Raw genomic sequence first — 13,757 nt, 5'->3', positions numbered from 1 at the left:
CTATCCGCGCGGCTCGTCGGTCGGCGCTTGAGCCTTCTCCACGGCCTCGGCCAGCGCCTTGAGCATCAGCTCGGCTACCGCCTGGTGGGCTTCGAAGTTCCAGTGGATCCCGTCGGGATTCCCCCGTCCGCTCATGACGTGTTCGGCAACGGCCGCTTTGAGATCCACCAGGGGAACATCGTGGCTTTGCGCCCACTCGGTGATGGCCGCCGCGGTGGCGGGGCGGCCGTGATGCGCCCTGCCGTAGGTTTCGGCGATGTGCACCGACGGCAGCGACGCCACGATGGGGATGCCGGGGCGGTTGAAATCGATTGCGCCGCGGGTCTGTTCGAGGTAATCGACGCTCAGGTGCGCAGGCAACGCGGAGCGCGCCACCGGCGACAGCCTGGGCTGCAGCCAGCCGTAGCCGTCGCGCACCCAACGCCGCAGGCGGGGCGGCCGCACGTAGCGGATCAGCTCGCGCAGCGCCGTCGGCAGCACCGACGGCAGCGAATCCATGCCGCCGGTGGCGAAGATGACCGCGCCCGCCCTCGGCAGCGCCGCCCAGGCGCGCGGGTCCTGGGTCGCGGCCCACCAGATGTCGCGGCAAGTCCAACCGATGCGGCCGATCAGCTCGACATCCCAACCCAATTGGGCGGCAACGATGTTGGGCCAGATGCGGGGATCGTCGGCGGGCAGGCCGCCGGTCGGCCCGTAATAGGCCAGCGAGTCGGCGAATATCAGCAGCGTGGGCCGGGCCTCACAGGACATCGTTGGACACCTGCGCCGAAGCGTTCCAGACGTCGAGGCGCCAGCGGATGGCGGCCACGCCCGCGTCCTCGTCCGAATGGCCCGAAAGCTGCACCCAGCTGGCATTGCCCATGCCGCCCAACATCGGCCAGTTGGCCACCGGAAGCTTCAGCAGCGCGGCCGACAGCGCGGCGATCAGGCCGCCGTGGGCCACCAGCACCACCGGGCGATCGGCATGCTGGAGGCCGCCCCACTCCGGCTCGCCGGACACCAGTTCGGCGACCAACGGCACGCTGCGGGCGGCGACGTCGACCCGGCTCTCTCCGCCGTGCGGTGCCCAGGTGGCGTCTTCGCGCCAGGCCAGCCGGGCGCCGGGGGCCTGCGCGTCGACCTCGGTGTGCGTCAGCCCCTGCCACTCGCCGAGATGGGTTTCCCGCAACCGCGGGTCCACCCGGATGGGCAGGCCGGTGCGCTCCCCCAGTCGGATCGCCGTGTCGTAGGCGCGATGCAGGTCCGACGAGACGATCAGCAACGGCTGCAGCTTGCCCAGCACCTCGGCGGCGGCGACGGCTTGTGCCCGCCCGAGTTCACTGAGTTGGGAATCCAGCTGGCCCTGCATCCGGCTACCGGCGTTGAACTCGGTTTGCCCGTGCCGCAACATGATCAGGCGGCGAATGGTCATTGCGTGCCCGCTGGATCTTCGGGGAGGTCCGCCAGGTCCACCGGCACCACCGGGCAGTCACCCCACAACCGGTCCAGGGCATAGAAGTCGCGGTCGTCCTGGTGCTGGATGTGCACGACGATGTCGCGGTAGTCCAGCAGCGTCCAGCGGCCCTCCCGGGTGCCCTCCCGGCGCGCGGGCTTGTAGCCGGCCCGGCGCATCTTCTCCTCGACCTCGTCGACGATAGCGTTGACCTGCCGCTCGTTGGACGCCGACGCGATGACGAAGCAGTCCGTGATGACCAGCTGGCCTGAGACGTCGATCACGACGACGTCGTCGGCCAGTTTGGAGGCGGCCGCGCCGGCCGCCACGGTCGCCATGTCGATGGCCTCCTGGGTGGCGGTCACGTGTTGTTCCCGGCGGGCAGGGTTGAACGGCTCACGGTGTCCTTCGGTTTTTCGCCGCCGCGATACAGCCGGCGCTTGGAGACGTACTGCACCACGCCGTCGGGCATCAGGTACCACAGGGGCCGGCGCTGCTGGGCGCGCAGACGGCAATCGGTCGACGAGATCGCCAGCGCCGGGATCTCGACGAGCGTCAGCACATCGTCGTCCAGCTCGCCCAGGACGCCGGTGATGTGTTCACGCCGCAGCTCGTATCCGGGCCGGCTGACGCCGACGAACCGCGCGAGCTGAAACATCTCCTCCCAGCCCTGCCACGACAGGATGGAGGCCAGCGCGTCGGCGCCGGTGATGAAGTACAGCTGCGAATCGGGGTTGACGGCGTGCAGATCCCGCAGGGTGTCCTTGGTATAGGTGGGCCCGCCGCGGTCGATGTCGACGCGGCTCACCGAAAAGCGCGGGTTGGACGCGGTCGCGATCACCGTCATCAGGTACCGGTCCTCGGCGGCGGACACGTGCCGGTCCTTCTGCCAGGGCTGACCGCTGGGCACGAACACCACTTCGTCGAGGTCGAACAGGTCGGCGACCTCACTGGCGGCAACCAGGTGCCCGTAATGGATGGGATCGAACGTCCCACCCATCACGCCCAGCCTGCGCAGCTGCTTTTGCACGATTTGCCAGCTTACTTGAGGCGGCGTTGTCGCCCGATTCCCCAGCCCACGCAGGCTGGGCAGAATTCAGACGGGCAACAGCTGGTCGATCACCGTGGCGAGCTGCTTGGCCGACCGGCATTCGTGCATCGTGATGATCTCCTGATAGCGCGGCACCGCCGAGTCGCCGCTGCCCCACAGATGCCTGGGCTCGGGGTTCAGCCAGTGCGCGTGCCGGCTGGCGGTCACCATGTGGGCCAGCAGACCGGTCTCGGGATTGCGGTAGTTGGTGCGGCCGTCGCCGAGCACCAGCAGCGAGCTGCGCGGTGACAGCACGTTGGGGAACGCCTGCACGAAGGACGCGAAGGCGTTGCCGTAGTCGGAATGCCCGTCGCGGCTGTACACCCCGGCCTCCCGGGTGATCCGCTGGATCGCCACGGCCAGATCGGCTTCCGGGCCGAACATGTGGGTCACCTCGTCGGTGGTGTCGATGAAAGCGAACACCCTGACCCGCGAGAACTGTTGGCGCAGAGCGTGTACCAACAGCAGGGTGAAATGGCTGAACCCGGCGACCGAACCGGACACGTCGCACAGCACCACCAGTTCCGGGCGTGCCGGGCGGGGTTTGGCCAGCACCACGTCGATCGGCACGCCGCCGGTGGACATCGACTTGCGCAGTGTCTTGCGAAGGTCGATCACCCCGGCGCGGCTGCGTCGCCGCCGGGCCGCCAACCGGGTGGCCAGCGTCCGGGCCAGCGGGGCCACCACCCGCTGCATCTGGCGCAGCTGGTCCCCGGAGGCGCGCAGGAACTCGACGTTCTCGGAAAGCTGGGGGATGCCGTACATCTGGACGTGGTCACGCCCGAGTTGTTCGGCGGTGCGCCGCTTGGTCTCGGCGTCGACCATCTTGCGCAACTGGGTGATGCGCTGCGCGGCAAGCGCTTTGGCGATCTGCTCCTGGGTGGGTGTCGGCTCGTCACCGTAGGGGGCGAGGAGCCCCGCCAGCAACTTCCCCTCCAGTTCGTCCAGCGCCATCGCCTTGAGCGCCTGGTACGAGGAGAAGGACGGCCCGCGGCTGGAGCTGTACTTGCCGTAGGCCTCCACGATGCGTGCGATCATCGCGACGAGCCGCTCATCCATGTCGGCGAGGTCGGGATTCTCGGTGAGCAGGTCGACCAGCATCTGGCGCATCGCCTCGACGTCGTCGGGCGGCAGCGAGTCATCTCGCGCCCCGTCGGCGTCCTCGTCGGTGACGACGGCGCGAGCGCCCAACGCGGCGGGGAACCACAGGTCGAACATGGCGTCGTAGGTCTCGCGGTGTTCCGGACTGCGCAGCACGGCGCACGCGATGCCCTCCCGCAGCACATCGCGGTCGCCCAGACCCAGGGTGGCCATCACCCGGCCGGCGTCCACGGTCTCCGACGGACCCACCGAAATACCCACTCCGCGAAGCGCTTCCACGAAGCCGACCAGGTGACCGGGCAGTCCGTGCCGGGCGAGCGGCCGGGCGGGCCGGATGCGACGTGGGGCCATCGGTGATTCCTAGTTCAACCGGAGCTCGCCGCTCGCGCGCTGCTGGTCGGATTGGTGCTTGAGCACCACACCCAGCGTGGCGGCGACGACGGAGTCGTCGATGGTGTCGAGGCCCAGCGCGAGCAGCGTGCGGCCCCAGTCGATGGTCTCGGCGATGGACGGCACCTTCTTGAGCTGCATGCCGCGCAGCACGCCGATGATGCGTACCAGCTCCTCGGCGAGGTGCTGGGGCAATTCGGGCACCCGCGACAACAGGATGCGGCGCTCCAGCTCGGGACTGGGAAAGTCGATGTGTAAGAACAGGCATCGACGTTTGAGGGCCTCGGACAGTTCCCGGGTGGCGTTGGAGGTCAAGACCACGAACGGTGTCCGCTCGGCGGTGATCGTGCCCAGTTCCGGGACGGTCACCGCGAAGTCGGACAGCACCTCGAGCAGCAGTCCCTCGATTTCGATGTCGGCCTTGTCGGTCTCGTCGATCAGCAGCACCGTGGGCTCGGTGCGCCGGATGGCGGTCAGCAGCGGGCGTTGCAGCAGGAATTCCTCGCTGAACACGTCGTCTTTGGTTTGATCCCAGTCCCCGGAGCCGGCCTGGATGCGCAGGATCTGCTTGGCGTGATTCCACTCGTAGAGCGCGCGGGCCTCGTCCACCCCTTCGTAGCACTGCAGCCGGACCAGTCCCGAGCCCGTCGCCTCGGCGACGGCGCGCGCGAGCTCGGTCTTACCGACGCCGGCGGGGCCCTCCACCAGCAGCGGCTTGCCCAGCCGGTCGGCCAGGAACACCGCGGTCGCGGTCGCGGTGTCGGGAAGATAACCGGTCTCGGCCAACCGTCGGGAGACGTCATCGATGTCGGCGAACAACGGCTTGGGCCGGGCGGGCAGGCTCACTATCTCAGTTCTCCTCAAACACTTTTCGTCGCGGGTCTCAGGCGGGACGGACTTGCCCGTCGCCCCAGGCAATCCATTTGGTCGAGGTCAGCTCCGGCAGCCCCATCGGACCGCGGGCATGCAACTTCTGCGTGGAGATGCCGATTTCGGCGCCGAAACCGAACTGCTCACCGTCGGTGAACGCCGTCGACGCGTTGATCATCACCGCTGCGGCGTCGACACCGTCACTAAACCGTTGCGCCGCAGCCATATTGCTGGTGACGATGGCCTCGGTGTGGCCGGTGCCGTACTCGTTGATGTGCGCGATCGCGGCGTCGATGCCGTCGACCACCGCGACTGCGATGTCCATCGACAGGTATTCGCGGCGCAGGTCGTCCTCCCCCGCGTCCGCCGAAAGCCCGCCGTGCACCGTCACACCGGCATTCTCGAGGGCGGCCACCAACCGGGGCAGGGCCTTGTCGGCGATCGCGGCGTCGACCAATAGCGTCTCGGCGGCGTTGCAGACACTCGGCCGGCGCGTCTTGGAGTTCAACAGGATCCGTTCCGCGACATCGAGGTCGGCCCCTTCGTGCACGTAGACGTGGCAGTTGCCGACACCGGTCTCGATGGTGGGCACCTGCGCGTCGCGGACCACCGCGTTGATCAGGCTCGCTCCCCCGCGCGGTATCACCACGTCGACCAGGCCGCGGGCCTGGATCAGGTGCGTCACCGTGGCCCGATCGGCGGCCGAAAGCAGTTGCACGGCATCGGCGGGCAGGTCCTCGCTGACCAGCGAAGCGCGCAGCACCTGCACCAGGGCCTGGTTGGACCGCGCCGCCGAGGAACTCCCGCGCAACAACACGGCGTTGCCCGACTTGAGCGCCAGACCGAAGGCGTCGACGGTGACGTTGGGCCGGCCTTCGTAGATCATGCCGACGACGCCGAGCGGCACGCGCTGCTGCCGCAAGTGCAGCCCGTTGGGCAACGTGTAGCCGCGCAGCACCTCCCCGACCGGGTCGGGCAGCCCGGCCACCTGGCGCAGCCCGGCGGCGATTCCCTCGACCCGTTTGGCGTCCAGCGCCAATCGGTCGAGCATCGCGGGCGGTGTGCCGACGGCTTCGGCGGCGCTGAGATCTTCGGCGTTGGCCGACAGGATCAACTCGGTGTGGGCCGCTATCGCGTCGGCCGCGGACCGCAGCGCCTGATCCTTGGCGACGGTCGGCAGAAGCGCCAGGACGCGGGAGGCGACCCGGGCGCGGCGAGCGGCGTTGTGGACCTCTCGGCGCAAGTCAGGCAGCGAAGGTGCTTGCAGACTCATTGAACCAGGGTAGCGGGCCTTCACCGGCCGGGTGAGGCGGCCCGGCTATTGCGGCACGAGCCACCGCGTGACGCGCCGGCAACCAGGATTCCGTTCGCGGGTGGGTCAGCGGAGCCGCTGCGCCGGCGTCGGCGCCTCGCGGCGGGCGGGACCCGTCCGCTCATGGTGAGTTGCCTGCCGCACCTTGGTTTGCCGCTCGTCGATCAACCGGCCCAGGTCTTGGAGCAGCAAGGGCTTCCGCATCACCAGATCCTCGAGGTGCTCACGGTCGATCTGTAGCGCGGTCACCTCGTCCAGTGCGTATGCACCGGCGAGGTTGGGTTGGCGGGTGAGCGCGGTCAGGCCGAGGAACGATCCCTCGTCCAGGGTGGTGACGGGGACCATGGACCCCTCGTCGGTCGTCGCGGTCAAGCGCACCCGGCCGGCGACCAGGAAGGTCACCCCGCGAGACACCTCACCGGCGGACTCGAGGATTTCGTCGGCACCGTAGCGGACGATCTTGGCGTACGGCACCAGCGATTGCTGGTCGGTGTGGCTCAGCCGCAACGCCGGGGCGACCACCGTGCGCAACGCCTTCTCCACGCGTTGTTTGGTCGAGTAGTTGTCGTCAGCGCCGTCGAGCCGCAGGCGCGCCCGCCGCGCGGCGTACCAAACCCAGCGCAGGAACGTCGCTTCCGTGGCCTCGGCGTCGGCGGGCGACAACAACCGGACGGTCGTGCGGTACTGGGCGCCGCCCAGGGCGACGGTGGTGGGCGGGATTTCGGGCCTTCGGGCCGGCAGCGCCCCGGCCACCCGCGTCAACATCGCGCACACCTTGTCGGGCGAGTCGCCCGCCGCGAATTTCGTTGTGATCGCACAGTCGTATGCGCGGGACGGGCGACTGAGATTCGTGAAGGAGGTGCTGGCCAGCATCGAGTTCGGCATGATCCGGATTCCGCTGCCGGTGTCGATGTGCACGGATCGCCAGTTCACTTCGACGACGCGGCCCCGCGCGGTCCCGGTGTCCAGCCACTCGTCGATCCGGAAGGGCTGCTCGAACAGCATGAACAAGCCCGACACCACCTGGCCGACGGAGTTCTGCAGCATCAGGCCGATGACCACCGATGTGATGCCCAGCGCGGTGAACAAACCGCCGATCCGGACACCCCAGATCATCGACAGCATCACCGCCAGGCCGACGCCGATGACGCCAAAGCGGGCGACGTCGACGAAGATGGTGGGCAGTCGTTTGCGCCAGCTGTCGTCGGGCGCGCCCTCGAACACCGTGGCGTTCAGGGCGGACAACACCAGCACCAGCACCAGCAGGCCGAACACCGTCGTGAGGATCCGCACCGGCTCGTCCCCGGCCGGCACCTGCGAAGCCTTGACGAGCAACAGCAACAGCGCGCCCAGCGGCAGCAGGTAGTTGCGCAGCAGGCTTACCTGCCTGGCGAGCTGGCTGTTTCGGCGGACCAGCATGCGGTGCAGTTCGGTGAGCAGGATCAAAGTGACCGGGAATCCGACCGCGACACCGATCGCCCAGTAGAACCAGGATGATTGGAACAAGTTCATGATCGCTCCGACAACCGGTAGATCGCCTGGTCGGTCCCGCCGACCGAGATGGTGCCGGCCGGCGTGAAATGCCGCACGTCACGCATCGCCTCGTACACCTGCGAGGTGACGTAGATGCCCGATTCATCTGCGCCGCCTTGCATCCGGTAAGCCAGACTCACCGCCGCGCCCCACATGTCGTAGACCAGTCCGGAGCGGCCGACCAGTCCGCTGATGACGTCGCCGGTGCTGATGCCCACCCGCAGCCGCAACTCGTGACCCGCTTGGCCGTTGAACCGATCGATGATGTGGCGCATTTCCACCGCGAAGTCGACACTGCGGTGGATGCTGTCCAGCCGCGGTGTGACCACCCCGCAGCTGGCGAGATAGCCGTTGTGGAAGGTGCGGATCCGCTCGACGCCCAAAGACTCGGCCGCCGAATCGAACTGCCGGAACAGCTCGTCGACGATCCCCACCAGCTCGTCGCCGCTGACGTCCACCGAAACCTCGTCGAGTCCGACGATTTCGGCGAAGACCACGGCCACGCCCTGGTGTTCCAGCGCGATGGTCTCCTGTCCCTCGCGGTACCGCTGGACCACCGACTCGGGCATCAGCGCCAGCAAGAGCCGGTCGTTCTCCCGGCGCTGTTCGTTGAGCAACTCCTCCTTGATCGCGAGGCTTCGGCTCATCTCGTTGAAAGCCGCGGTCAGGTCGCCGATTTCGTCGCGCGTGGTTACCGGGATGTTGACCTGGTAATCGCCCGAGCTGATCTTCTGCGTGCCCGTCTGCAGCCGACGAATCGGTCGCAACATCAGCTGAGCCAGCACCATCGACGCCACGCAGATGGCGAAGATCATGATCGACACCGTCAGCACGACAGTCCTGCTGAATCGGCCCAGGCGCGCGAAGGCGTCGGAGTTGTCCCGCGTCGCCAGGATCGACCAGTGCAGATCGGAGTTGGGCAACGACAGCGGGGCGAAGGCCTCGAGCTCCTTGTTGCCCAGGTAGTCGGTGGCGCTGATGACTCCGGACTGTCCGCGCTGGGCGGCGCGAAGACCCGCGGTCGGGACCGGCTGCACCAGGGTCGTGCCGCCGAGCCTGATCGCTTCCTCCACCACGTCCGGTGGGGTACCCGAGGCCACGGCCTCGCGCTTGTACTCAGCCGGATCCTGCAGGAAAAGTCTTGAATCAGAACGCATCAGGTTGTCGGGCCCGGCCAGATAGGTCTCGGTCGCCGGCCCCATCCCGGCGGCCTCCCAGTGTTTGTCGGCGGTCATGATCCGGTTGATCTTCGAGATCGGCAGCGGCAGCGCCATGACGCCGTCGAATTTGCCGTTGATGCCCACCGGCGACACCGCCCACGCCGTGGGGGTATCGAGCTGCGGCTGGTACGGCTGGAAGTCGGTGATCCAGAGAAAGTTGATGTCGTTGGAGCGCAAGGCTTTCTGGTATGCGTCCCGCAGATTGGATTCCCGGTAAGGGCCGGTGAGGATGTTGGTGCCCAGGTCCGGGCCTTTGTTCACCGAAAAGACGACATTGCCCTGCATGTCCAGCAACAGCGCGTCAGGGTATTCGAAACGGGTGACGATGTCGTGCAAGTAGAAACCGTAGCGGGCGCTGGCCGCCGACCACGCGCTGCCGTCGCCGGCATCCTGAACCTTCCGCGCGTCGGAGATCGACGGGTACGGCGCCGTGTAATTGGCCTGAAGGTACTTCTGCGCGTTGGAACTCGGGAAGATCGCGTTGAGATCGAGCTCCTCACCGGTGATCCGCTTGATCGGCTTGATCATGTTGTCGTTGTAGTAATTGACGAGCGCCTGCTGCTGGGGCGGCGTGATGGTCGCGTTGGATAACTGTGCGAAGCCGTCGGTGAACGCCGTCGTCGCCTCGACGATGCTGAAGCCGCCGCTGTACACGAGCAGCGAATTCGTCACCTCTTTGAAAAGGGACCGCACCTGCTGCGCCTGCGACTCGCGCAGTTCGATGAGCCGCTCGGATTCGACCTGGCGCAGGGCGTTGCGGCCCGACGACGCCCCGATGAACCCGATCACCCCGATCGACAGGATGCTGCAGAGCAGCAGCGTCAGCAGCAGCTTCGATTGCAGGCCGATCCGGAAAAACCGACGACGACGAGACTTATGGCCCTTGCGGAACTCAGCTCGGTGCGCCGCAGCCGTTTCCGCCGGGGCGGCTGCCGGTGCCGTCTGGGAAGCCGGCTCAGCGTCTCGTAGCTCGCTCGATGTCACTCGACTACGCCCTTCCTCGGACACGCAGCATCGCTCACGCAGCACACTAGCGCGCGCGTCTCGAGATATGGGCGATTGCCGCAAAGCGTTGGCGGTGAAGAATGCACGCACGCTGTCGGAGACCTCCCGAGCGCCGGGTGACCGCAAGGCTGATGGGCGGACACGACAGTCGGGCAGGCCATCGCCGCGGTTGCCGTGCGAGAGGGCTTCGCCGCGTCGCGCGGCCACGAGTGCGGATGCTGAATTCAGACGCGAAAATCCCTAAGGAGCAAGGCTTTTCATGATGCTTGACGGCGCTGTACGCGGGGGTCGGCAACCGGCTAACGTCAGGGTATGGCGCAAGTATGTGTGGTCGGCAGCGTGAACATGGACATGTCGCTGCGCGTCGATACCCTTCCCCACCCCGGCGATACGGTGCTGGCTTCGTCGTTCACCCACGGACCAGGTGGGAAGGGCGGCAATCAAGCGGTGGCGGCGGCGCGGGCGGGGGCACGGGTGCAATTCGTCGGCGCGGTCGGCGACGACCCGGCCGCCGGACAGTTACGCGCCCACCTGCTGGCCAACGGCGTCGGGTTGGACGCGATCGCCGAAACGCCCGGACCGAGCGGCACGGCGATCGTGGTCGTCGATGCCGACGCCGAGAACACCATTGTGGTCGCCCCGGGCGCCAACGAGCGGCTGACCCTGGACACCCCCGCCGCGAAAAGCGTCATCGCCGGCTGCGACGTATTATTGACGCAGCTGGAAATTCCAGTGGGGGCAGCGGTGGCGGCGGCACGGCATGCCCGTTCGGCCGGGGCGGTCGTCATTGTCAACGCCTCACCGGCCGGGCGGGACGAAGACTCGCTGGCCGAGCTGGCGGCGCAGGCCGACGTCGTGATCGCCAACGAAGCCGAGGCCGAACAGTGGCCGTGGCGCCCCACCCACCTGGTGACCACATTGGGCGCGCGCGGCGCGCGGTACGTGGGCGCCGACGGGGACTTCGTGGTGCCCGCTCCCACGGTGGCCGCGGTGGACACCACCGGGGCGGGGGACGTGTTCGCCGGGGTGCTGGCCGGAAGCTGGCCACGCAACCCCGGTTCTCCCGCCCAGCGACTGCGCGCGTTGCGGCGCGCCTGCGCGGCGGGAGCGCTGGCGACCCTGACGCCAGGCGCCGGCAACTGCGCCCCGGACGCCGAAGCGATCGACGCGGCGCTCGAATCACGCGCCTGACCTGCGGCTGGCAGTAGGTGGCAGCGTCTGGCGTCGACCTGGCAGTGGTTCGCGGGCACCGTCGGTGGCGATCAGCCATCGACGAAAGGAACATCATGTCCGCGACCACGATCGACCGCACCGGCACCCGGGACGGCCTGCTGCGACTGGCCATGCGCGCCGACGCCGTCATCAGCGGCGTGGTCGGGCTGGCGGGTATCCCGCTGGCCGGCCGGCTCGCCGAGCTTTCGGGGACCACGACAACGTTCGAGTACGCCATGGCCGCGCTCTTGATCGGCTACGGCGTGGTCGTGTTCGGCCTCGCCGCCCTGCCCTCGGTGCGGCGCGCGGGCATGGGTGTCATCATCGCCAACCTGGCATACACGGTGGCCGCCGTGGTGCTGGTGCTCGAAGACGTCTTCCCGCTGACCACGGCCGGCGTCGCGTTGAACCTGGCGGCCGGCGCCTACACGCTGGTGTTCGCCGAACTGCAGTACCAGGGCTGGCGCCGCGCGAGGGCGTGAACCGGACGCTCGCGGGCCCGCCCGGCGATCACCGGGCGGGTCCGTCGCCGCGCTACTCCTCGGGGATCTGCCGCTCGATCTCGTCGAGCCAGATGCGTGCCGACATGTCCGACGGGGCCCGCCAATCACCGCGCGGCGACAGCGCGCCGCCGTGCGACACCTTGGGCCCGTTGGGCAAGGCCGAGCGTTTGAACTGACTGAACGAGTAGAACCGCTGCACGAACACCCCCAGCCAGTGCCGGATCTCCTTCAACGAATATGTCGGTCGCTTGTCCTCGGGGAATCCCGGTGGCCAGTTACCCCGATCCGGGTCGCTCCACGCATGCCAGGCCAGAAACGCGATCTTCGACGGCCGGAATCCGTAGCGCAGCACGTGGAAGAGCGAAAAGTCTTGCAGCGCATACGGTCCGACCTTGTCCTCGCTGCTCTGCAGCTCTTCCTCTTCGCCCTTCGGGACGAGTTCCGGGGAGATCTCGGTGTCGAGCACCGACTGCAGCACGTCGGTGACGTCGGACTCGAACTGCCCGGACGAGATGACCCAGCGGATCAGGTGCTGGATCAGCGTCTTCGGAACACCGCCGTTGACGTTGTAGTGCGACATCTGGTCGCCGACCCCGTACGTCGACCAGCCCAGCCCGATCTCGGATAGATCGCCGGTGCCGAGCACGATGCCGCCGCGCTGGTTGGCCAGCCGGAACAGGTAGTCGGTGCGCAGCCCCGCCTGCACGTTCTCGAAGGTGACGTCGTAGACCTTCTCCCCGCGCCCGAACGGGTGGTCGATGCCCTTGAACATCACCATCGCGGTCTCGGTGATGTCGATCTCGGAGAAGGTGACGCCCAATGCGCGGCACAGCTCGATGGCATTGCGCTTGGTGCGGTCCCCGGTCGCGAAGCCGGGCAGCGTGAACGCCAGAATGTCGCTGCGCGGCCGCTCTTCGCGGTCCATCGCCCGTGCCGCAACGATCAGCGCGTGCGTCGAGTCCAGGCCACCGGAGATGCCGATGACGATCTTCGGGTAGTCCAGCGCGCGCAGCCGCTGCTCGAGCCCGGACACCTGGATGTTGTAGGCCTCGTAGCAATCCTGTTCCAACCGTTCGCGGTTCGCGGGGACGAACGGGAATCGCTCGATGTCGCGGCGCAACCCGATGTCGCCGCCCGGCGGGTCCAGCCGGAACCCGATACGCCGGAACGACTCGGCCGACCCGCGGTGGTGGCGCCGGTTGTCGTCGAATGTGCCCATCCGCAGCCGTTCTGAGCGCAGCAGATCGATGTCGACGTCGGCGACGCTGCGCCGCTCCCCCTTCGGGAAGCGCTCCGAGGAGGCCAGCAGTTCGCCGTTCTCCCATACCATCGTCTGGCCGTCCCAGGCCAGATCGGTGGTCGACTCGCCCTCCCCGGCGGCGGCGTAGACGTAGGCGGCCAGACACCGCGCCGACGCCGAGCGCGCCAACAGGCAGCGGTCCTCGGCACGGCCGATCGTGATGGGGCTGCCGGACAGGTTGGCCAGCACCGTCGCGCCCGCCAGCGCGGCCTCCGCGCTGGGCGGGATCGGCACGAACATGTCCTCGCAAATTTCGACGTGCAGCACGAAGTCGGGGATATCCGCCGCGGCGAACAGCAGATCGGGACCGAACGGGACGTCGGTGTCACAGATCCGGATGGTGCCGCGCTCGTCGTCTCCGGCCGCGATCTGGCGGCGTTCGTAGAACTCCCGGTACGTGGGCAGGTACGACTTCGGCGCCACCCCGAGCACCGCGCCGCGGTGGATCACGACGGCGGTGTTGTAGATGCGCTGCCGATACCGCAGCGGCGCACCGACAACCAGGACCGGCAGCAGATCGGTCGAGGCGGCGACGATACTCTCGACGGCGCTGCTGACGTCGTCGAGCAACAGGTCCTGCATGACGATGTCCTCGATGGAGTATCCGGACAACGTCAGCTCGGGAAACACGGCCACCGCGACGCCGTCGTCATGGCAGGCGCGCGCCAACCGCAAGACCGACTCCGCGTTGGCCGCCGGGTCGGCGATCGCGGTGTGGTGCGTGCACGCGGCGACCCGGACAAACCCCTGGCTGTAAGCGTTGTAAAAGTCCATCGCCCTTCCATTGTC

At 68.0% G+C, this 13,757-nt stretch carries 12 protein-coding genes; 2 read left to right on the top strand and 10 right to left on the bottom strand.

Features of this window, described 5'->3' with window-relative positions; genetic code table 11:
* The 9 genes from octT to U8D42_RS05310 form a co-directional block, all read right to left on the bottom strand.
* Window positions 1-750 (bottom strand): diglucosylglycerate octanoyltransferase, encoded by a 750-nt coding sequence (gene octT / locus U8D42_RS05350; RefSeq protein ID WP_322858980.1) that lies wholly within the window; start codon window positions 748-750, stop codon window positions 1-3.
* Window positions 740-1,411, bottom strand: a complete 672-nt coding sequence (gene gpgP / locus U8D42_RS05345; RefSeq protein ID WP_085240258.1) for a glucosyl-3-phosphoglycerate phosphatase — start codon at window positions 1,409-1,411, stop codon at window positions 740-742. Before gpgP ends, octT begins: the two co-directional genes overlap by 11 nt.
* The gene (rsfS, locus tag U8D42_RS05340) at window positions 1,408-1,797 is read right to left on the bottom strand and encodes a ribosome silencing factor (protein ID WP_085240257.1); all 390 of its coding nucleotides are present in this window, start codon (window positions 1,795-1,797) and stop codon (window positions 1,408-1,410) included. The genes gpgP and rsfS overlap by 4 nt, the downstream gene beginning before the upstream one ends.
* Window positions 1,794-2,432 carry a nicotinate-nucleotide adenylyltransferase gene (gene nadD, locus U8D42_RS05335; RefSeq protein WP_244275262.1) on the bottom strand — a complete coding sequence of 213 codons (639 nt, stop codon included), beginning with the start codon at window positions 2,430-2,432 and terminating at the stop codon, window positions 1,794-1,796. The genes rsfS and nadD overlap by 4 nt, the downstream gene beginning before the upstream one ends.
* A gap of 96 nt (window positions 2,433-2,528) precedes the next feature.
* Window positions 2,529-3,974 carry a vWA domain-containing protein gene (locus U8D42_RS05330; protein WP_322858981.1) on the bottom strand — a complete coding sequence of 482 codons (1,446 nt, stop codon included), beginning with the start codon at window positions 3,972-3,974 and terminating at the stop codon, window positions 2,529-2,531.
* Window positions 3,975-3,983: 9 nt separating this feature from the next.
* On the bottom strand, window positions 3,984-4,859 hold the full coding sequence (locus U8D42_RS05325) for an AAA family ATPase (RefSeq protein ID WP_085240254.1): 876 nt from the start codon (window positions 4,857-4,859) through the stop codon (window positions 3,984-3,986).
* A 37-nt stretch (window positions 4,860-4,896) separates the two neighbouring features.
* Window positions 4,897-6,156: a glutamate-5-semialdehyde dehydrogenase gene (locus U8D42_RS05320; protein WP_085240253.1), complete on the bottom strand. Its 1,260-nt coding sequence runs from the start codon at window positions 6,154-6,156 to the stop codon at window positions 4,897-4,899.
* A gap of 105 nt (window positions 6,157-6,261) precedes the next feature.
* Window positions 6,262-7,707, bottom strand: a complete 1,446-nt coding sequence (locus tag U8D42_RS05315) for a mechanosensitive ion channel family protein (protein ID WP_322858982.1) — start codon at window positions 7,705-7,707, stop codon at window positions 6,262-6,264.
* Window positions 7,704-9,932: an adenylate/guanylate cyclase domain-containing protein gene (locus tag U8D42_RS05310; protein WP_322858983.1), complete on the bottom strand. Its 2,229-nt coding sequence runs from the start codon at window positions 9,930-9,932 to the stop codon at window positions 7,704-7,706. The genes U8D42_RS05315 and U8D42_RS05310 overlap by 4 nt, the downstream gene beginning before the upstream one ends.
* A 333-nt stretch (window positions 9,933-10,265) precedes the next feature.
* Here U8D42_RS05310 and U8D42_RS05305 point away from each other — a divergent pair, with 333 nt between their 5' ends.
* Window positions 10,266-11,144, top strand: coding sequence for a ribokinase (locus tag U8D42_RS05305; RefSeq protein ID WP_322858984.1), 879 nt, complete (start codon window positions 10,266-10,268; stop codon window positions 11,142-11,144).
* Between the two features lie 95 nt (window positions 11,145-11,239).
* Window positions 11,240-11,647 (top strand): hypothetical protein, encoded by a 408-nt coding sequence (locus tag U8D42_RS05300; protein WP_085240249.1) that lies wholly within the window; start codon window positions 11,240-11,242, stop codon window positions 11,645-11,647.
* Between the two features lie 52 nt (window positions 11,648-11,699).
* On the opposite strand, the gene U8D42_RS05295 is transcribed toward U8D42_RS05300, so the two are convergent.
* Complete coding sequence (locus tag U8D42_RS05295; protein ID WP_322858985.1) at window positions 11,700-13,742, bottom strand: NAD(+) synthase; 2,043 nt, start codon at window positions 13,740-13,742, stop codon at window positions 11,700-11,702.
* Window positions 13,743-13,757: the final 15 nt, after the last annotated feature.

The organism is Mycobacterium europaeum (assembly GCF_034555895.2).
Taxonomy (GTDB): domain Bacteria; phylum Actinomycetota; class Actinomycetes; order Mycobacteriales; family Mycobacteriaceae; genus Mycobacterium; species Mycobacterium europaeum.
This window is presented reverse-complemented; position numbering and strand designations above follow the sequence as displayed.